This is a genomic window from Synechococcus sp. KORDI-52, from assembly GCF_000737595.1.
In the GTDB taxonomy this organism is placed as follows: Bacteria; Cyanobacteriota; Cyanobacteriia; order PCC-6307; family Cyanobiaceae; genus Parasynechococcus.
On sequence record NZ_CP006271.1, the window covers coordinates 579,689 to 597,391 of the forward strand.

At 60.4% G+C, this 17,703-nt stretch carries 20 protein-coding genes and 1 tRNA gene; 8 read left to right on the plus strand and 13 right to left on the minus strand.

Annotated elements, in window-relative coordinates:
* Nucleotides 1–193: 193 nt before the first annotated feature.
* Complete coding sequence (arfB, locus tag KR52_RS02915) at nucleotides 194–625, plus strand: alternative ribosome rescue aminoacyl-tRNA hydrolase ArfB (protein ID WP_038552240.1); 432 nt, start codon at nucleotides 194–196, stop codon at nucleotides 623–625.
* Nucleotides 626–639: 14 nt separating this feature from the next.
* Here the strand turns inward: arfB and mazG are convergent, their stop codons facing one another.
* Together mazG and KR52_RS02925 are read right to left on the minus strand one after the other, a co-directional pair.
* Nucleotides 640–1,455, minus strand: coding sequence for a nucleoside triphosphate pyrophosphohydrolase (gene mazG / locus KR52_RS02920; RefSeq protein WP_038552243.1), 816 nt, complete (start codon nucleotides 1,453–1,455; stop codon nucleotides 640–642).
* 33 nt (nucleotides 1,456–1,488) lie between these two features.
* The gene (locus KR52_RS02925) at nucleotides 1,489–1,998 is read right to left on the minus strand and encodes a DUF2227 family putative metal-binding protein (RefSeq protein ID WP_371257693.1); all 510 of its coding nucleotides are present in this window, start codon (nucleotides 1,996–1,998) and stop codon (nucleotides 1,489–1,491) included.
* Between the two features lie 31 nt (nucleotides 1,999–2,029).
* Here KR52_RS02925 and KR52_RS02930 point away from each other — a divergent pair.
* Both KR52_RS02930 and KR52_RS02940 read left to right on the plus strand, forming a co-directional pair.
* A tRNA-Val gene (locus KR52_RS02930) sits at nucleotides 2,030–2,101 on the plus strand.
* 729 nt (nucleotides 2,102–2,830) lie between these two features.
* A complete protein-coding gene (locus KR52_RS02940; protein WP_156957566.1) occupies nucleotides 2,831–3,052 on the plus strand; it encodes a hypothetical protein in 222 nt (73 codons plus the stop codon).
* Between the two features lie 187 nt (nucleotides 3,053–3,239).
* On the opposite strand, the gene KR52_RS02945 is transcribed toward KR52_RS02940, so the two are convergent.
* Complete coding sequence (locus KR52_RS02945; protein ID WP_038552256.1) at nucleotides 3,240–3,707, minus strand: hypothetical protein; 468 nt, start codon at nucleotides 3,705–3,707, stop codon at nucleotides 3,240–3,242.
* Between the two features lie 888 nt (nucleotides 3,708–4,595).
* Here KR52_RS02945 and KR52_RS14065 point away from each other — a divergent pair.
* A complete protein-coding gene (locus KR52_RS14065) occupies nucleotides 4,596–4,748 on the plus strand; it encodes a hypothetical protein (protein ID WP_156957567.1) in 153 nt (50 codons plus the stop codon).
* Between the two features lie 314 nt (nucleotides 4,749–5,062).
* Nucleotides 5,063–5,248, plus strand: a complete 186-nt coding sequence (locus KR52_RS02960; RefSeq protein ID WP_084221931.1) for a hypothetical protein — start codon at nucleotides 5,063–5,065, stop codon at nucleotides 5,246–5,248.
* A 158-nt stretch (nucleotides 5,249–5,406) separates the two neighbouring features.
* Here KR52_RS02960 and KR52_RS02965 read toward each other — a convergent pair whose 3' ends face one another.
* From KR52_RS02965 to KR52_RS03000, 8 genes are read right to left on the minus strand one after another with little or no spacing between them, the layout of a single operon-like run.
* Nucleotides 5,407–5,712 (minus strand): TIGR03894 family protein, encoded by a 306-nt coding sequence (locus KR52_RS02965; RefSeq protein ID WP_038552269.1) that lies wholly within the window; start codon nucleotides 5,710–5,712, stop codon nucleotides 5,407–5,409.
* A 57-nt stretch (nucleotides 5,713–5,769) separates the two neighbouring features.
* Nucleotides 5,770–6,006 (minus strand): chlorophyll a/b-binding protein, encoded by a 237-nt coding sequence (locus KR52_RS02970; protein ID WP_038552272.1) that lies wholly within the window; start codon nucleotides 6,004–6,006, stop codon nucleotides 5,770–5,772.
* Between the two features lie 38 nt (nucleotides 6,007–6,044).
* Complete coding sequence (locus KR52_RS02975) at nucleotides 6,045–6,782, minus strand: MBL fold metallo-hydrolase (protein ID WP_038552275.1); 738 nt, start codon at nucleotides 6,780–6,782, stop codon at nucleotides 6,045–6,047.
* Nucleotides 6,779–7,189 carry a transcriptional repressor gene (locus tag KR52_RS02980; RefSeq protein WP_038552278.1) on the minus strand — a complete coding sequence of 137 codons (411 nt, stop codon included), beginning with the start codon at nucleotides 7,187–7,189 and terminating at the stop codon, nucleotides 6,779–6,781. The genes KR52_RS02975 and KR52_RS02980 overlap by 4 nt, the downstream gene beginning before the upstream one ends.
* Before the next feature lie 4 nt (nucleotides 7,190–7,193).
* On the minus strand, nucleotides 7,194–9,167 hold the full coding sequence (locus KR52_RS02985) for a 4Fe-4S binding protein (protein WP_038552281.1): 1,974 nt from the start codon (nucleotides 9,165–9,167) through the stop codon (nucleotides 7,194–7,196).
* On the minus strand, nucleotides 9,160–10,068 hold the full coding sequence (locus tag KR52_RS02990; protein ID WP_038552284.1) for an oxidoreductase: 909 nt from the start codon (nucleotides 10,066–10,068) through the stop codon (nucleotides 9,160–9,162). The genes KR52_RS02985 and KR52_RS02990 overlap by 8 nt, the downstream gene beginning before the upstream one ends.
* Before the next feature lie 39 nt (nucleotides 10,069–10,107).
* The gene (locus tag KR52_RS02995) at nucleotides 10,108–10,920 is read right to left on the minus strand and encodes a class I SAM-dependent methyltransferase (RefSeq protein WP_038552287.1); all 813 of its coding nucleotides are present in this window, start codon (nucleotides 10,918–10,920) and stop codon (nucleotides 10,108–10,110) included.
* 21 nt (nucleotides 10,921–10,941) lie between these two features.
* Nucleotides 10,942–11,199: a hypothetical protein gene (locus KR52_RS03000; protein ID WP_006852028.1), complete on the minus strand. Its 258-nt coding sequence runs from the start codon at nucleotides 11,197–11,199 to the stop codon at nucleotides 10,942–10,944.
* A 53-nt stretch (nucleotides 11,200–11,252) separates the two neighbouring features.
* Here KR52_RS03000 and KR52_RS03005 point away from each other — a divergent pair, with 53 nt between their 5' ends.
* Entirely contained in the window at nucleotides 11,253–11,705 is a 453-nt protein-coding gene (locus KR52_RS03005) for a hypothetical protein (RefSeq protein WP_038556768.1), read from the plus strand.
* A complete protein-coding gene (locus tag KR52_RS03010) occupies nucleotides 11,702–12,325 on the plus strand; it encodes a 2OG-Fe(II) oxygenase (RefSeq protein WP_038552292.1) in 624 nt (207 codons plus the stop codon). Before KR52_RS03005 ends, KR52_RS03010 begins: the two co-directional genes overlap by 4 nt.
* On the opposite strand, the gene KR52_RS03015 is transcribed toward KR52_RS03010, so the two are convergent.
* Both KR52_RS03015 and KR52_RS03020 read right to left on the minus strand, forming a co-directional pair.
* Complete coding sequence (locus tag KR52_RS03015; protein ID WP_038552295.1) at nucleotides 12,305–13,621, minus strand: mechanosensitive ion channel family protein; 1,317 nt, start codon at nucleotides 13,619–13,621, stop codon at nucleotides 12,305–12,307. The two genes, KR52_RS03010 and KR52_RS03015, sit on opposite strands and share 21 nt — an antisense overlap.
* Nucleotides 13,621–14,868, minus strand: a complete 1,248-nt coding sequence (locus KR52_RS03020) for an extracellular solute-binding protein (RefSeq protein ID WP_038552298.1) — start codon at nucleotides 14,866–14,868, stop codon at nucleotides 13,621–13,623. Before KR52_RS03020 ends, KR52_RS03015 begins: the two co-directional genes overlap by 1 nt.
* Before the next feature lie 88 nt (nucleotides 14,869–14,956).
* On the opposite strand from KR52_RS03020, the gene KR52_RS03025 reads away from it, so the two are divergent.
* A complete protein-coding gene (locus KR52_RS03025; protein WP_038556770.1) occupies nucleotides 14,957–17,701 on the plus strand; it encodes a valine--tRNA ligase in 2,745 nt (914 codons plus the stop codon).
* Nucleotides 17,702–17,703: the final 2 nt, after the last annotated feature.

The following is a 17,703-nucleotide window of genomic DNA, read 5'->3' on the forward strand; positions in this document are numbered from 1 at the left end:
CCTCTCCCCAAACACCACATGCAGCGCCATCAGCACAAAAAACACAACGGTCAGTGGTTTCGAGGTTTTGGTTCTCGAACTGCCGTCGACGAGGGCTGTACCTGTACCAGGCTCTTTCCGTCAGATCACGGTTGTGGCGTGATTGATTCACGCTGTAGAGGCATCTTGTTGTTCTTGACCCAGGAGATCCGCTGTGCAGGACCTGGTGGTGAATGAGCGGTTGACCATTCCATCCAGGGACTTGCGCTGGCGCTTCAGCCGCTCATCCGGTCCCGGCGGACAGGGAGTCAACACCACCGATTCCCGTGTGGAGCTGCTTCTCGATGTGGCGAACTGCCCCTATCTGGGGCCATTTCGTCGCGCCCGACTGATGGAGCACTTCCAGGCCCGGTTGGTGGAGGGTTGCTTACGGGTTGTGGTCGCTGAAGAACGCTCCCAATGGCAGAACCGTCAGAAGGCGCTACATCGCATGGGGGAGCTGCTGCGGGAGGGTTTGCAGCCACCACCTCGCGCCCGCAAAGCCACCCGCCCCGGACGCGGTGCGGTGAAGCGGCGTTTGGACACGAAAAAAAGGCGTGGTGAGGTCAAGCGTCAACGGCGCAGCCGGCCATCCATGGACGATTGATTGACGTCAGACGATCAGGTTTGTTCCGCCCGGATCGCCGCTTTGGCCTGTTTCCAGAGGGTCTCCAATTCGTGGATGCTGCGACCCTGCAGATCCCCATCCAGGGCAGCTTCCACGCGGGAGAAGCGGTCGAGAAAGCGCTGATTCGTCCCGGCGAGACCCTCTTCCGGTTCGATGTGGCACCAACGCGCCACGTTCACCAGGGTGAAGAGCAGATCGCCGAGTTCCTCCTGGGCATGGTCTCGGTTGCCGTTGGCCACGGCCTCCTTGAGCTCGTCCAGCTCTTCATGGACTTTCTCCCAGACGCCGGCCATGTCGTCCCACTCGAAGCCGGCCTTGGCTGCTTTCTTCGAGATGGTCATCGCTCCAGCAAGGGCCGGCAGTCCGCGCACCTTGGATCTGAGTCGGTCGCTTAACGGGCTGGTGGAGCCGCACAGGGCCGCCGCCTGCTCCTCCATCTTGATCGCCTCCCAGCTGCGTCGCACATCGGCACTGCTGCTGGCCTTGGCATGGCCGAACACATGGGGGTGACGGCGGATCAGCTTGTCGCTGATGCCATCGGCAATCGCATCGAGATTAAACCGTTGCTCCTCCCTGGCGATCTGCGCATGCAGCATCACCTGCAACAGCAGGTCGCCGAGCTCCTCCCTCAGGTGGTTGTCATCTCCATGACGGATGGCATCAGCCACCTCGTGGGCTTCCTCCAACACGTAGGGCACCAAGGATGAATGGGTTTGTTCCAGATCCCAGGGACAGCCCGTTGCCGGATCCCTGAGTTTTGCCACGACATCAATCAGTCGTTGCAGCGCATCAGACGGAGCGTTGGCCATGAAGGAGCAACAACCGGGGCAACGCCCACCTTCTCACCGCTGTCGTTTGTTCGACCATTCCTGGGGCCAGGGGTCGCCATCGAGGATGAGATGGATCCACGCGCTGCCCTCCAACCCCACCGCCAGGCCGATGCACTCACGCGGGTACTGGCTGATCAGTTGCTGGAGACCTGTCAGGAGCATCGATGGCGAAAGTGCTGGAATCGCCATGGTGGCGATGAGGCACCAGCTCAGCAGCACGCTCAGTCGCAGGCTTGATCCAAGCAGTGGACCATGGGACCAGAGCGATCGATGGGGAATCAGACGTCGGTAGGGCCACCAGAGGAAGCCGAGGGCTCCCCATCGCCGCAGGGCGTTTGATCGCGTATCAAGATCAGGGGAAAGCCAGAGCCCCCCGACCAGGCAGCTCGCCATGGCAATCAGGGCTGCAGGGAGTCCAGCCACCAATCCGGTTGCGAGCCCGAGAGGGAGACTCAGGATCCAGATGCTTTGATCATGCTGGCGACCCGATGCCAACCCGTTGGAAGTCTGGTTTGATCCCAACCTGACGCGTTGAGGCAGAATCTGTAAACAAGGGCGATTAGCTCAGCGGTAGAGCACCTCCCTTACAAGGAGATTGTCACTGGTTCGATCCCAGTATCGCCCATTTTCACCATTGGCTTCTGCTGATTCCGGATGAGCCAAGGTTTCAAGGCTGTTGCTTGCATGGCGTGACCTTGATTCGCTCAGGCTCATCGGATTGTCAAGATCAACCAAGGGTTGATTCATTGTTTGGTGCGTAACAGTTCATTTAGGATGAATGTGTGTAGAGGAGGTTCATGGAAACTCCTCTCTTCAGGCTTTCTGTAGCCGTGTTAATTCTTCGGCAACCCCGGCCGATTATTTGTTTGGCTGCGTCTTGCTGGCTGTAATTTTTTTGTTGGTGTCCGCGTTTCTTTCCGTTCAGCAATATTCAACAGGCGGAACCATTCAGATTCAGCACGCCGAATTTATTTATCGAGTGCGACACAGTTGAGATTGTAGGCAGCGAGAAAGCCAATCGATGGCCTAAGAGCGTTTTTAAAAGTGTTTAAGCGTTTAATTTTAAGTATTAAGGAGGCTTTGATTGTTGCTGCTGATCGCATCAATTGTCTTGGTTGATTTTCGGTTAGCAAGGCTGGGTGCAGCTTCTCGCTCCTCATTTTTATCTGTTGCTGCTGCATTGTGTGGGGTCTGTGGATCTTGCCGGTGCTGAGCTTCGCTGCCGGTTGCGTGGTCTACGCCATTGTGGTTTTGCCAATGTAACCACATCTTTAGGAATTGAGGTTGAAAAATTTAGAGTTGACCAGAGTTCATTGAAAGGGAAGGAGAGGTCTGGCTTTCGTGCATGTTGTTAATGGTTCAGGGAAATATTGCCCAGGTGACGACAGGGCATGCTCTGACGGCATTGAAGGTCAGCCTTGGTGTGCTTGTTGCTTATGTGGTGGCTAAAAAGATTCTCAGAGTTGATCGTTTTTGGAAGACGCTTGTCTTGCTTGCGGCAATTACGGCTGTAATTGATTTTTTAATTCACCCGACGCACGTCGGTGAGGCCTGGTCTGAAGCTGTCTTGGCGTAGGGGCAAGTGCCTTTGCAACGGTTGGTCATTTTATTGCAAATCCCTATCAAAAATTATGAGGTGCTAGCACTCTGAGCAGCCCTGTGATCTCAATCAAGATCGGTTGGGTGTTAACGCGGATCATTATTCATTGTGATTGGTTTGAGTGCCAACTTGTGATCCGTTGTTTTGCGTTGTTGTTGGTTGGTTAGAGGGGCATTGGCGGACCCATGGATCCGGGATCCAAAATGACGCCTTGATTGACATAACCAATAATAATTTCTGCCCATGAGCGGCCTTTCTGAAGATCCTTTTTGACGCTCCATTCGATTTCTGCAATCTCTTGCTCAGGCAGGTTAAGTGCGGCAAGTAACTCGCGGTAAGCCTCGCGCTCTTGTGAGTTGATGTTCTCCTCTTCTGCTGTATTTTTTGAAACCCCAGCAACCAATCCTGCGATACGAGCTGCCAAGGCTTTGTCGCCAGGATTCTCAAGGCGTTGTGCAAGTTCAGTCAGGCTGGGGAGGTGATTCAAATCCATCGGCTCACCAGCGCTCAGGCCATGTCGGTTGGGAAGATCGAGGATTAAATCTTTTTCTTCATCGGATATGGATCCATCGCTGAGTGCCATCACTTGGGCGATTGTGAGAAGTGTCGCGTCAATTGGTTTTGATTCCATTGGCTTTAATGAGGCTGTTTGTTTCTTCCAGACTGGCCCTCGCTTGCCCCAGCACCCATCAACTCAACGAATTTTGTTGGAAAAACTGACTTTTAATTGAGCCGTCTCCTCCCGTCTCATGCTCCAGGATGGCGGAATGGGTGACGGCCAAGCTGGTGGTTAGAAGCGCAAGCCGTGCGCCTTGCGAAGTCGATCATTGCTGACCAAGCACGTCCCCACATCAGGCTGAAGTGTGCTGGGTCGAAATTCAGTGTTCTCAAGAGGCTCAGTCGACTTCCCTCGCATCCAAACAAGTTGTCCGGTTGAAGCGTCACGTTTGCACTTCACCCACTCAGCAGCGTGCACCAGTGGAGCGCAAGAGATCAGCACTCCAACAATGACCAGCCAATGCGCTGAATGAGGGTTTGACATCTGGCTCATTGAATTCCGGTGATGAGGTGATCAACTGCAGCAGCGCGTCGCGATGAGTGTTGCCGGCCCGATCGCCCGATCGAATCATTCGACTCTGATGGTGAAAACCTTGCTGCGTCAGCTGCACGTCCAATAAACCGAGCTTTCAGTCACAAGCCACCCTCCCCTGAGCTGCTGACGTGCAGGGCATGCCGTTGAAAGGGTGCTCGATCGGTCGTCAGGGCAGCCCTCAGCCTTCGTTCAAGGACGCATGGCGTTCATCCTGGTGCTCTGGCGGCGCCTACGGATGAACGGAGAAACTACCTTCTGCACTGGCTTGTTCAGCTGCCAGCATCTCTGCCATCCTCGCCATCAAGACAACGTTCAGGATCACCCAAGACCTGTTTGGCGAGCCCACTCGCTGGCCTGTGCGAAGCTTGAGCCACGCCGAAGAGCCTCGATGGAGGCCCACAGCGCGAGAACCGATAACTCGATTCCATGAACCGAAGATCCAGCACTCCTCCCAGGGAGTGGCGCCCGGCCGGCAGCAGTGTCAGCCGCATTGACCTCAGCGGCTATGCCTCGGCCCAGCATCGCCGTTTTTTGAAAGCCGCAGCTGATCAGGCGTCCAGGGAGCCAATGCATCACTGAGACTCTCCTTCGGGTCAGAAGGAGCCAGAGCTGCATTAGGGCGTTCAGGATGCGTCTCGTCTGTCGGGCACCAGTCATTCAGACGGGTCAGCAAGACGGATCAGCGTCCGTTTGATGTGGACTTTGGCTCTTCAGCCCTTTCCCTCCGTGTCCATGCCGCGACGGATCAGGCTTTGTGTCAACCAGAGCAGTCCGATGAAGCCCGCTGTGACGATGAGGAGTGACAATATCCAGACTTGGCATCGATCCTTTGGACGCTACTCAAGGCCTGACGGCATCATGATGAAAATCTGAGCTGCCCGGGGCATTCGGTGATGCAACTCGTCGTCGCACTTGTGGTTCCCATTGTTCTGTTGGTGGGCCTCACAGCACTCCTGGCCAGTGGCCGCCTGGTGTTGTCTCGGAATGCAGCATGGCTCCTGGCCCGTCAGAACACCATCTGGATGGCTGGCATCGTGGCGCTTGCCGCTGCTGCGGTGGTGGTTGCCCTGCAGCGTTGAACTTGGTCAGCAACAGAACGATCTGGATGCTTTCTTGGCTGGAGCAGGATTCGAGTGAGGCTTCATCGGCGTCTTCTCTTGCCAGACGGATAAGCGCTTGCTTGCTCAGTGCATGACCATGGAGGAGTGGGTTGTCCCCACTCCTCCAGATGATTTGATCAGCGGCTGCTGGAGCGTTTGCGCACAACTCTCGGGGTCTCTCGATCGGTTTTGGCTTCTGGTTCAGAGACCGTCTTGTCTTCGCCGCTTGCTTCCCCTTGTCCGGGCTCGTCGTCGGGTTCCTGCGCTTCGATCACGCCGAGCACCATGGCCGCTTCCAGCTGATCGCTCATGTCACCAATCGTGAGCAGGGCTTTCAAGACCAGCTGGGCGCGAGGCGCTTTTGGAAGACCTGGACGGAGCTTTTTGGTGGTGTTCCACAGCTCCAGGGCCACTTCCTTCAGCAGTTCCTTGTCAGCAGCCATTCGATTCAAACGTGAATCGCACCATTCTCGTCATCGAGGGGTGGTCCCCCTCCCGAATCAGAAGCAGAAGGGCAGGAATTGGGTGTGGCAGGCGGCATAGCCATCCACGAGGGGACCCAAGCCGATCTGGTGGATGATGCCGGCACCGGTGAGGCCTTCGGTGATGATTCCGATCACGATGCCGAGCATGGCGGCACGGCCGTTGAAGCGTTCGGCTTTTTTGAGCTGCTCCATGTGGATGTCGCGGGCGGCGACGCCCTGGAACCATGAGTCGTTGGCTTGGGTGGTTTTCATCGAGCTCAAGCAGTTGTTACAAAGCTTAATTCAAAAACTTAGTTTTTCAGCAGCAGGCGTTCCCCAGGCGTGGGATCGGTCCAGCTGCTGCTGGCCGGCAACTGAGATCCCGTGCTGGCCACCGTTCCTTTCATCTGCAGGGCCCGGCTCAGGACGCCGCCGAATTGCACGTCGCCCCCGGATGTGCTGGCGAGCACCGTCCTGGGTTGGAAGCGTTCCATCAGTTGCGGCACCACGGAACAACCTTTTACGAACGCCCCAAGAGCGGGCAGCCCCAGATCCACCATTGGCGTGATCACGGCATCCAGCGGTTGTGGCTCCAGGGCTGGATCGAGAAAACCGTGGGGTTCCAGATAAAGCGAGCCTGCCGGATGTTCCAACACATAACCGTTTTCCACCATGGGCACTGGCGCGCCGGCGCTGGCGCGCACCTGCAGCTCCAGGTGGGTTGTGCTCTCTCCGGGGGAGACGGCTTTCACGCTGGTGAAGCCCAGGCGTTCCACCACCCGTCCTGCGGCCACCGATCCAATGACGGGCAGGGTTTTTGGCAACAGGGACAGGGTCTCTGGGTGGGCATGATCAGCAAGCCCCTGGGTGAGCAAGAGCAGATCCAGGTTCTCCGGGATGGCGCGCTCGCAGGGCAGTTCCCCTTTCAGCAGCCACTCTCCCGGAGGGAAACTCAGACGTCCACGCAGCCAGGGATCCACCAGAACACGGAAATCATCGAATTCGAGTAACCAGCCATTGGCTCCGTAGTAAGTGGCGGCCAGGGTCATGACAAGCTTTGCTGCCGCTCGCGGCAGTCACTGCAGAGACCGAAGAATTCAAGCGTGTGAAACAGAAGATCGAAGCCTTTGCGTCCGTCTTCGGGTACCTCAATGTTGTGAATCGGACAGTGATCGAGCGCCTGTGTTTTGCCGCAATCGACGCAGGTGAGGTGGTGGCGATCCAGCTCCAGCGGCGCGTAAAGCGCTTCACCGTTGGGCAGATGACGGCAACGCACCAGGCCGCGTTGCTGGAGTTGACGCAGATTGCGATACACCGTGGCCAGGCCCATGGTTTGCTCGGGTTCCAGGCTGCGGTGCAGTTGCTGACCGCTCATTTCATCCCTGCAGGATTGAAGTTTCTCCAGCAACACCTTCTGGCGGGGATTGATCTTGGTTGAGGGACGTCGAGTGGCCATGGTGTTAGAGAGCGACCAACCAGCGGCCGCCAAGGCTGACCAGCAGCAGCATCATGCTGCCTGTGACCCAGGCCCGCCGATTGAGATCCAGCAAGCGGCGGATCAAAACCACGGCGCCCATCCATCCGATCACCATCACCACGGTCTGGCAGAAGCCGATCACATGGGAGTCGGCAGACCATTGCGGCCATCCATTCGGCAAAACGGTGCCGGCCTCTGCCATGCCGATGGGTAGATGGCGTGCCAGGAGCAGGGCCCAAAGCATCGGCAAGCCGGCGTACAGCCATTGGCGGTTGAGCCATGAACAAGCGGCTGCTGGCAGAGCAAGGGCCAATGCCGCAATGCTGAGCCGTGCCAGTAGGGGGCCCTCATGCATCGAGGACGGTGCAAGTGGCAGCCAGCCCAGCAGGCGCTGCCAGTGGTGCAAGCAGACACCACCAGCCAGCACCAGGATCAAGCCGCGCTCTCCAGCAGGGGCCTGCGCGGTGCGTTGCAGATCGGCCGCCGGCGGCCGCAGTCGCAGCTGCACCGAGCGGTTGGGACAGGCCTGGGTGCAGGTCATGCAAAGCACGCAGTTGCGGTTGTCGCTCAGGTGGGCGGGATGGGTGCCCAGAGGACAGCCTTCGCTGGCCAGGCCCTCGCCGTCGGCGGGTCCGCCCTTGAAGCAGGCGTAGCTGCTGCAGCTGCCGCTGCAGGTGCCAGCTTCGGCGCGCAATTCAAGGATTGAGAGCTTGGCAAACAGTCCATTCATCCCCCCCACGGGACAGAGGTAACGGCACCAGAAGCGTTTTTCAAAAACTGTTGAACTGATCACGGCTCCTGCCGTGATCAGCAACAGCAGACAGCTGCTCAGCCAGGCGGTGTTCTCGAGGTTCCAGACCTCTTCCCAAAGGAGAATCGCGGCAAATCCGGCAGCTAAAGCGGGAGCCCCCCAGCGGTCTAGGTCGCCGTGGGGCCAGCGTTTCTTCCGCCACGGGGTCAGCTTTTGGGTGATCTGTCCCCAGACCATGAAGGGGCAGATCGCACACCAGAGGCGACCCACCAGCGGGTAGCTCAGCAGGATCAATGGCCACCACCAGGCCCAGAACAGGGTCAGCATCGGATTGGACGCACGGTCTTGGGGGCCAAACCAGAGGGCCAGGTTCACGGCCACGAACAGCCAGCTCACCAGGCCAAACAGCAGCGAATTCCAAAGGGCAGGGGCGCGCATCCAGTCCCGCAGTTGCGGTTTCCAACGCCAGAGGTCAAAACGGGCCCGCCGTGTTTTTTCTTCGGCCCAGAAGACCTCTTCGGGGAGCAGTGGTGGCAGCTGGCCCTGGCTTTGCTGACGCGCCTGCCGCAAAGCGCGATTCACCATCGCTTCGAGTTCGCGCAAGTTGTTGGCGAAATCGTGGTTCTGAAGCCGTCGCACCACGCTGTCCGGCAGGGTGGGCGGCTGGCTCCAGCCGAGTCCAGGACCCTGCAGCCTCAGCATGTACCGCAACCAGTCCCCCAGGTCGGTTCGGCGCACCCGCAAGGGAGGCACCCGGATGGTGCGCACCAGGCCGTCGAGAGCCGGGATGGCGGCTTCGCTTGTGAACAGCACGCGCCCTTGAAACCCTGGCGCCTCACCACGGGCCATCGCGATCAAGCGCTCTTGGACGTTGAGGTCGACCCGATCCATGCCGCTCACCAGCAGGCTGCTGGTTCCCAGCTTGTTCAGCAGATTGAGGCCACTGCCCTGCAGATCGCTGGCGTCTAGGCGTACCAGCAGACGGCGCCGTTCCGCTGATCCGTAATGCACCAGGGCGGCGAGATTGTCTTTTTCGAGGCCCGGCTCACCGCTGATCAGCACAGGACGGCGTTGCGGATCTCTGGCGGCGTCCAGCAGAGCAGTGCGCAGACGTTGGGCGTAGCGACTGGATCCCACCACCCCGCGTCGGGCCCGGCCCAGGACGAAGGGGGCCAGCTGCTGTAGTCCAGCGCTGGATTCAGCCACCGATCAGCTGCTCGCTCAAGCTCCAGAGCCGCTGCCGTTCGGCGGGTTGTTTCGCTGCCGGCGCAACCCGGCAGAGCACTGGCGCACCCCGCAGTCCACCGAATTGCTCAGGGCCGTAGTGCTCGCCACCCTGCGCTGTCGCCGCGGTGGCGGCATGCAGTTGCGGCAGGGCACCCATGCCGGCGCTTTGAAACAAAGGATCCATCAGTCGGTAGGCCAGGGCCTCCAAGCGGTTGCCTGTGCTGGCGATCGCGTTGGGTTGCAGTTCAGTGCGGGCGATGCCCGGGTGGGCGGCCAGGGAGCGGATGGGGCTCCCCTGCTCCCGCAGGTGCGCATCCAGTTCAAGGGCAAACATCACATTGGCGAGTTTGCTTTGGCCATAGGCCCCATAGCGGTCGTAACCCTTGTTCCAATTGGGATCGTCCCAGCGGATCGTGCCGAAGTACTGCGCCCCGGAGGTCACCGTCACCACGCGGGGGTCTGGTCGGTTCTGCATCAGCGGCAGCAGCGCCTGGGTCAGGGCCATGTGTCCCAGGTGATTCACCCCGAACTGCAGTTCATGCCCCTGGGCGGTGCTGCAGCGCGGCGGTGCCATCACCCCGGCGTTGTTGATCAGCAGATCAAGGCATCCATAGCGCTCGCCGACCGTGGTCGCCGCCCGTTGGACGCTGGCCAGGTCCGCCAGATCCAGGTCCACCAGATCCACCGCCCCCCCGTCCCGGTCTTGCAGCAGGTCCTGCTTGGCGCTCTCGGCTTTGCGGGGGCTGCGGCAGGCCAGCACCACGGTGGCTCCACAGCGCTTCAAGGCGCGTGCTGTTTCCAGACCCAGGCCACTGTTGGCTCCGGTGATCAGGACAATGCGCCCCTGCTGGTTCGGGATGTCAGCCGCGGACCAACCCATGGATCGAGGAGGAATGGCGCCATTGTGCCGAGTTTGCGTTCAGGGTCGTTGCGCCAGGACTTCCAACACGGTGGGGCCCACCCAGTAGCAACCAGGATTCGCGTGGGCGCGGGCGATTTCGTCCTGCGCCTCCAGTGCGTCGTCGGTACTCCAGTGGCCCAGGTGTTGGAGTTGCTGGCCGAACACCAGCACAAACCGCTCCATCCATTGCCCGGCCATGGAGGCGGCATCGCCCAGCACCGGGATGGGCTTGAGGTGTTCGATCTGCCATCCGCGTTGATGCAGCAAGCCGGGGAGTTTCCGATTCACGTCGGGATCGCCGCCGTTTTCTCGAAAACTGGTCTGACAGGCCTGGCCAAAGCGCCGGATCGCTTGCCCGTGGGGATGCAACCCGAAGGTGTCCCAGTGGACGTATTCATGGATGAGCCATCGTCCACCCGGTGAGATGCACTGGTCCACCCCGCCCAACAGGGGCTCCAGCTGGGGCAGAAACATGGCCAACCAGCGGCACCACACCAGATCGAAGGATTCCTCCGGCCAGGGATCGTTGAGCAGATCCTGTTGGCGAAGTTCCAGCTGCTGCAAGCCGGCTTGTTGTGCCATGCGGCGACCCGATGCCACGTAAATCTCACTGCGTTCGAGTCCAAGGACGCGGCCTTGAACGCCTACGACCTTGGCCAGATCCGCTGCTGCGAACCCCGGCCCCGCCCCCAGATCCAGCACATGCTGCCCTGTTTGGAGGCCGGCCCGATGCCAGGCGGCATGGGCTTCAGGTCGCCAAAACGCGTGTTGAAAACGCAGGCGTTCGAGCTCTTCGGCGTGGGTTCCGAGGAGATACGGGATCTCCGGCATTGCAGCGTTTGGTTCTCCTGTTCAGTCTTCGGGGAAGAGCAGCTCGGCCAGTTCGTCAGCGTCCACGTCGTAGACGCGGGCCAGGCTGGTTTCGATCGCGTTGGTCACCTCACCGGGGAGAAAGCGCATGGAGTTCAGAGCGTCCTCGGCGATGTCGTCGGTGAGCAGCTTGTCGTCGCTGTCGAGCTTTTCATCATTGATGACCGCCATCACCCAGCTCTGATAGGCGTAGACCAAATCAGAGAACTCGAGCTCGGGATCGTTCAGGTCCAGGGCCATGTGAGAGCAACCAGTCAACCCAGTTTGACCTCTCACAGGAGAGGATGAACAGCATGGATTCCGCTGATGCCACTGGCCTGCAGGCCACGCTGTTCGATTTCGCCATTGCTGAGCTGGTGCGGCAACACCGCGAGAGCTTTCAGCCCTTTTGGACAGCTGAAAGCTGGGTGAAACTGTTGATCTGGTTGTCGTTGAATTGCGGCAGCTCCGGGGATGAGGCCGGTATGGCCCGTTTCGTTGAAGCGCTCGGTCCGAGCCTCACCTCCCGGATGCGGCGAGTCTTTTTTGAACGGGAGCTGGAGGCTCTCGATCTGCAGGTGATGGCCGACCCCGCTGAGCAGCAGGTGCTGGTGTTGCCGATGGGTCCCGGTGTTCCCCTCGATCTGGAGCGGGCGGCGGCGGTGATCGAGCAAGTTCAACTGCAGAGCCATGTGGTGGCTGACCGCAACCGCTGGCAGCAGTTTGATGCTGTGGTGGCGATACCTCGCATGGAGGCTGCGGCATGAATCTGATCGGGCGCTACAGCAATGCCGGGTTCGAGGCGGTGGCCGACGCCGTGGCTGAGTTTTATGGCCGTCGTGACGATCTGCGGCGCACCGGGGTTGCCTTTGGCGCTGAGGGAGATGGGGAGCCGGCGAAGCAAAGCACCGACATCAGCCTGGTGGCGATTGATCGTTCTGAGCCTGAAGCCTTTGCCCTGTCTCAACTGATCCTGCGTGGGGTGACGGCAGGTTTGGAGCGCTATCTGCAGGAGCGGCCACTGTTCCGTAAGTGCTGCCCGCAACAGAGCCTATTCGTGAACCCGATCTTCAATCTTCAGCACTACGCCCCGGGGGAAGGCTTCAAGCGGTGGCACTGCGATTGGACCATCAGCGATGAGGCCACCGAGCCGGTGCATCGGGTGTTGGCTTGGATTCTCTACTGCAACGACGTGGATGAGGCAGGCACCGAGTTTCACTGGCAGGACCACCACGAGCCGGCGGAGCGGGGCAAGCTGCTGATCTTCCCGGCTGGTCCATCCCATATCCATCGGGGACGGGTCAGCGAGAGGGCCAGCAAGCTGATCGCCACAGGTTGGATCAACGCTGGACGAGAGACGGATTACTTAGGTCGGCTCGCCAGTTGAGGACGGCTCTTCGTTCGCCTCTTCAGCCTGCAGTGGCTTGCTACCTCCAAGGCGCAGAGTCTGGTCCTTGGACGGTGGCCACTCCATCGGATACACCTGTCGCTGCGGGAAGGGGATGCCGATACCGTTTTTGTCAAAAGCCGTCCAGATGGCTTGGCGCAAGTCACTCCCCACTCCGAAGGCTTCCAGTGGGTTGCGCACCCAGAACAACAATTTGTAGTTGATCGAAGAATCGGCGAAATCCACCGTGAAAGCGGCCGGGGGCGGGTATTGCAGCACCTTCTCATGCTGACGGGCGACCTCCTCCAGCACCGCGATCACTTGGCTGGGTTCGTGGTGATAAGCCGCTCCGACCACCACCACGTCGCGGCGTGAGGTTTCCTCCGCGGTGTACGACTCCGCCTCCTGGGTGAAGAAGTTCTGGTTGGGAATCAGAAGTTCCGCTCCATCGCGGCCGCGGCGCAATTGGGTGGCCCGCAGCCCAAGTTTTCGCACGGTGCAGGGGTCGCCGTTGATCATCAGAATTTCGCCAGGGCGTACGGAACCTTCAAACAGAAGCCAGAGGCTGCTGATGAAGTTGGAGATGATCTCCTTGATGCCGAAGCCGATGCCCACAGAGAGACCTCCGGCCACCGCCACCAGGGCCGCGCCATTGATGCCGATGTAATACGCCACCCCCATCACGCCGATGCCGATCACCGAATAGCGAAGAATCACTTCCAGCGCTTTGCGGCCTTGGGGCTTGATGCCGAAGAAGCTGCCCCCCAGCCAGGCGGCGAAGGCCGCTGGACGGCTGGCCAGGGCGATGACCAGGTAAACGATCACCAGGGCGGTGAACAATTTGCCGATGGTGAGTGTGACCCCAAACACGTCGCCAATGGATATCAGCGACAACGATTCCCGGCTCCCCAGCATCTGGAAAAAGGTGAGGATCGACATCACCAGAAGCACAGGCCGGAAGAACGATTTGTCGATTTCTTCCACGGGGACTTTGGGGAAGCGGCCGAGGATCAGCTGCTTGGTGGGTTCCACGCAGCGCCACAGCACCCAGAGCAGCGATAGATATTGCAGGTAGCCGGCTGTGATGCCGGCAAGGGTTAAACAGCTGGCACTGATGAACAACACCGCCGGTACAACAAGATGCTTCAGGCTCGCGATCAAGGGGTTGCTGAGCCTGCGCTTGACCCGGGATTCGATGGTGATGGCTCCTACGAACAATCCCACCTGAAGGAGGACGGAACCTCGCTGCAGATAGCCCATCCAGGCGGAGGTCTCAGCGGTGATTTCGGTGATCATCAGTTGCTTTCCCGCAAACTCTTGAGGATTTTTTGACTCGACTGTTCGGGAGAACTGACGTCGTAGATGGTGTCCAGCAGGGCATTTGAAATGGCTTCATAACGCTCCGGATCCCGGAACACCCGCGCTTTGGATCGCCCTTGACTGGCTTTCCCCTTCATCGATTGCTCTCCGTACATCGCCAGAGCTTCGGCTCCGCCGGGGATTTTGGCGGCAACAATCTTTGCGGCTTTCCGATTCACGGGCAATGAACTCCGTCCGGCAAGGGCATAGGTCTTCTGGGCCCAGGGCTTGGTGATGAAGTCGATCATCACCAAGGCCTTCTGCCGTTGCTTTGGGCTGGAGTTGCGTCCCAGGGACCACACCTGCAGCTTGGTGGTTGCTTTTCGACGTTTGGACGGGCCTTTCGGCAGCTGCGCGAGGACCAGCTTGTCGCCCATTTTTTCTCTCAATTCCCGCAGGCTGCTGCTCCAGCAGGTGATCCAATCCAGGTCTCCAGCCACCAAGGCGTCGCGGAGATGGCGCTGATCGTTCAGAAAACGAATGTTCTGCTGATAACTCGCGTTTTTGAGCCAGCGCAACCATCGGGTGACGTTGGCCTGGCGATCAGCATCTGCCGGGAGTTTTGCAAGGGCGGCTTCCATGGCTTCCCCCGCATCAAAGCTTTCAGCGCTCCAATACAGATCCTTCAGCTGAAGGGCCATGCCGAAGTTGTTGTCTCCGCTCTCCTGCTCCATCTCCTGCAGGGTCTGAGGAGGGGACTTCAAGCGTTCCTTGTTGAAGCAGGCCAGCTGCACGAACTGGTTCACCGGCCGGCCGACCAGTTGTCCGTTGCTGGCGGTGACGAGGTCAAAGAGAAACCTCGGCGTGTCAGCACGATCCTCAGCTGAGATCTCCATTGGATCCACAAGGTTCTGCTGGTACAGCTCGAGGGCTGTGTCGCTATCGGTGATCAGCAGATCGGGGCCAAAGCCGCTGCGGGTCTGCTTCGTAATCTCATCAATGAAATTTTTCCTCGACGACAGGGTGAGCTGAGGACGAATGTTGGGGTCCACGCTCTTGATGTGCTCAATGGCCTCTTCAGTGACCTCCCGCAGCCGCTCGTAGTCCTCGCTGGAGACGGTTTCTGCATTGTTGATCGTGCGCACCACTTTGATCACGACCGGTGGGCGCCAAATGCTGCAGCCTCCACTGAGGGCTGCCAAGGCAATGCCCAGGGCCAGATTCCTCATCCGGATTGCGCCCATGACCAAGCCTGAATAGCGCGACTTTAGGGGCGTAGGCCACTCTGAACAGGGCTTTGCGAGCATGGGTGGCTGTGTGCCCATGCCTGCCGTGCCCGAACTGGCGAAGACCTACGACCCGGTTGGCACGGAGGCCCGTTGGCAGCAGGCCTGGGAGGAGCAGGGGGCGTTCCATCCCGACCCGAAGGCCCCCGGTGAGCCGTTCTCGGTGGTGATCCCGCCGCCGAACGTCACCGGCAGCCTGCACATGGGCCATGCCTTCAACACGGCCCTGATCGACACGATCGTGCGCTACCAGCGCTTGGCGGGGAAAAACGTGCTCTGCCTGCCCGGCACCGATCACGCTTCGATTGCGGTGCAGACGATCCTCGAAAAGCAGCTGAAGGAAGAGTGCAAGACCCGCCACGATCTCGGCCGTGATGCCTTCCTGGAGCGGGCTTGGGAATGGAAGGCCGAAAGCGGTGGCCGCATCGTGGGCCAGCTGCGGCGGTTGGGGTATTCCGTTGATTGGAAGCGCCAGCGCTTCACCTTGGATGAGGGCCTGAGTGAGGCGGTGAAGGAGGCCTTCGTGCGGCTGCACGAGCAGGGGCTGATTTACCGCGGTGAGTACCTGGTGAACTGGTGCCCCGCCTCCGGTTCGGCGGTGAGCGATCTGGAGGTGGAGATGAAGGAGGTGGACGGCCACCTCTGGCATTTCCGCTATCCGCTGAGCAGCGGCGACGGCTACCTGGAGGTGGCCACAACCCGTCCCGAAACAATGCTGGGCGACACGGCGGTGGCGGTGAACCCCACCGACGAGCGCTACGCCCACCTGGTGGGCCAGACCCTCACACTGCCGTTCGTGGGTCGGGAGATCCCGATCGTGGCCGACGACCACGTGGAGAAGGAGTTCGGCACCGGCTGCGTCAAGGTGACGCCGGCCCACGACCCCAACGATTTCGCCATCGGCCAGCGCCACGGTCTGCCCCAGATCACGGTGATGCGCAAGAACGGCACCATGAACAAGGAGGCCGGCCAGTTCGAGGGGCTGGATCGCTTCGAGGCCCGCAAGGCCGTGGTGGCTGGCCTGGAGGAGCTTGGACTGCTGGTGAAGGTGGAGGACTACCGCCACAGCGTTCCCTATTCCGATCGCGGCAAGGTGCCTGTGGAGCCGCTGCTCTCCACCCAGTGGTTTGTCAAAACCGAGCCTTTGGCGGCCCGCTGCCGTGAGGCCCTCGAGAAGCAGGACCCCCGCTTCATCCCCGAGCGCTGGGAGAAGGTTTATCGCGACTGGCTTACCGACATCCGCGACTGGTGCATCAGCCGCCAGCTCTGGTGGGGCCATCGCATCCCCGCCTGGTTCGTGATCAGCGAGACCGGTGGCAAGTACACCGACACCACGCCCTATGTGGTGGCCCGCAACGAAGCCGAAGCCTTGGAGAAGGCCAAGGCGGAGTACGGCGCGGCGGCGGAGATCGAGCAGGACGAAGACGTGCTCGACACTTGGTTTTCCAGTGGCCTCTGGCCCTTCTCCACCCTGGGTTGGCCCGATGCTGACAGCGCTGACCTGCAGCGCTGGTACCCCACCAGCACCCTGGTGACGGGCTTCGACATCATCTTTTTCTGGGTGGCCCGGATGACGATGATGGCCGGCGCCTTCACCGGCGAGATGCCCTTCCAGGACGTCTACATCCACGGCCTGGTGCGGGATGAGCAGAACCGCAAGATGAGCAAAAGCGCCGGCAATGGCATCGATCCGCTGCTGCTGATCGACCGCTACGGCACCGATGCCCTGCGTTTCGCCCTGGTGCGGGAGGTGGCCGGTGCGGGTCAGGACATCCGCCTGGATTACGACCGCAAGAAGGACACCTCCGCCACGGTGGAGGCTTCGCGCAACTTCGCCAACAAGCTCTGGAACGCCACCCGTTTCGCTCTGATGAACCTGGGCGGCGAAACGCCGGCCCAACTCGGGGATCCCGACCCCGCAGCCCTGCAGCTGGCGGACCGCTGGATCCTCTCTCGCCTGGCCCGGGTGAACCGGGAGACGGCCGAGCGCTACAGCAGCTACGGCCTCGGTGAAGCGGCCAAAGGGCTCTATGAGTTCGCCTGGAACGACGTCTGCGATTGGTATCTGGAGCTGAGCAAGCGCCGGCTCAACCCCGGTGAGAACCCCTCAGCCGAGGCCCTGGCTGATCAGCGGGTGGCCAAGCAGGTGCTGGCCAAGGTGATTAGCCAGATGCATCTGATGCTGCACCCGTTGATGCCCCACCTCACCGAGGAGCTCTGGCACAGCGTCACCGGCGAGCCGGAGACCACCTTCCTGGCCCTGCAGCCCTGGCCGGCCCTGGATGAAAGTGCTCTGGATGATGCGTTGGAAGCCTCCTTCGCTGAGCTGATCGGCGCCATCCGTGTGGTGCGCAACCTGCGGGCGGTGGCGGGCCTTAAGCCCTCGCAATCGGTGCCGGTGCGCTTCGTCACCGGCCGCGGCGAACTGGCGGCTGTGCTCACCAAGGGCAAGGCCGACATCACGGCGCTGACCCGGGCGGAGTCCGTGGCGGTGATGGCGGAGGCGGAGGCTGATGCGGCTCCAGTGGCCAAGGCCCTGGCGGGGGTGAGCGGTGAGCTGCAGGTGCTGCTGCCGATCGAAGGGCTTGTGGATCTCGATGCGCTCAAGGGCCGCCTGGAGAAAGACATCGCCAAGGCCGAGAAGGAGATTAAGGGCCTGGCGGGCCGGCTGGGCAACCCCAACTTCGCCGACAAGGCGCCGCCGGAGGTGGTGGCGGAATGCCAGGCCAACCTTGATGAGAAGCAGGCCCAGGCCGATCTGGCTCGCAAGCGCTTGGCGGATCTGAGCTGAGT

What these genes read in the sequence shown, in the direction of transcription:
- KR52_RS02970 (WP_038552272.1), bottom strand. Translation starts at nt 6,006, where the DNA reads ATGAAAACCACCCAAGCCAACGACTCATGGTTCCAGGGCGTCGCCGCC.
- KR52_RS02995 (WP_038552287.1), bottom strand. Translation starts at nt 10,920, where the DNA reads ATGCCGGAGATCCCGTATCTCCTCGGAACCCACGCCGAAGAGCTCGAA.
- KR52_RS03000 (WP_006852028.1), bottom strand. Translation starts at nt 11,199, where the DNA reads ATGGCCCTGGACCTGAACGATCCCGAGCTCGAGTTCTCTGATTTGGTC.
- KR52_RS02980 (WP_038552278.1), bottom strand. Translation starts at nt 7,189, where the DNA reads ATGGCCACTCGACGTCCCTCAACCAAGATCAATCCCCGCCAGAAGGTG.
- KR52_RS02990 (WP_038552284.1), bottom strand. Translation starts at nt 10,068, where the DNA reads ATGGGTTGGTCCGCGGCTGACATCCCGAACCAGCAGGGGCGCATTGTC.
- KR52_RS03015 (WP_038552295.1), bottom strand. Translation starts at nt 13,621, where the DNA reads ATGATCACCGAAATCACCGCTGAGACCTCCGCCTGGATGGGCTATCTG.
- KR52_RS02960 (WP_084221931.1), top strand. Translation starts at nt 5,063, where the DNA reads ATGCAACTCGTCGTCGCACTTGTGGTTCCCATTGTTCTGTTGGTGGGC.
- KR52_RS02945 (WP_038552256.1), bottom strand. Translation starts at nt 3,707, where the DNA reads ATGGAATCAAAACCAATTGACGCGACACTTCTCACAATCGCCCAAGTG.
- KR52_RS14065 (WP_156957567.1), top strand. Translation starts at nt 4,596, where the DNA reads ATGAACCGAAGATCCAGCACTCCTCCCAGGGAGTGGCGCCCGGCCGGC.
- KR52_RS02965 (WP_038552269.1), bottom strand. Translation starts at nt 5,712, where the DNA reads ATGGCTGCTGACAAGGAACTGCTGAAGGAAGTGGCCCTGGAGCTGTGG.
- KR52_RS03005 (WP_038556768.1), top strand. Translation starts at nt 11,253, where the DNA reads ATGGATTCCGCTGATGCCACTGGCCTGCAGGCCACGCTGTTCGATTTC.
- KR52_RS02975 (WP_038552275.1), bottom strand. Translation starts at nt 6,782, where the DNA reads ATGACCCTGGCCGCCACTTACTACGGAGCCAATGGCTGGTTACTCGAA.
- mazG (WP_038552243.1), bottom strand. Translation starts at nt 1,455, where the DNA reads ATGGCCAACGCTCCGTCTGATGCGCTGCAACGACTGATTGATGTCGTG.
- KR52_RS03010 (WP_038552292.1), top strand. Translation starts at nt 11,702, where the DNA reads ATGAATCTGATCGGGCGCTACAGCAATGCCGGGTTCGAGGCGGTGGCC.
- KR52_RS03020 (WP_038552298.1), bottom strand. Translation starts at nt 14,868, where the DNA reads ATGGGCGCAATCCGGATGAGGAATCTGGCCCTGGGCATTGCCTTGGCA.
- KR52_RS02940 (WP_156957566.1), top strand. Translation starts at nt 2,831, where the DNA reads ATGGTTCAGGGAAATATTGCCCAGGTGACGACAGGGCATGCTCTGACG.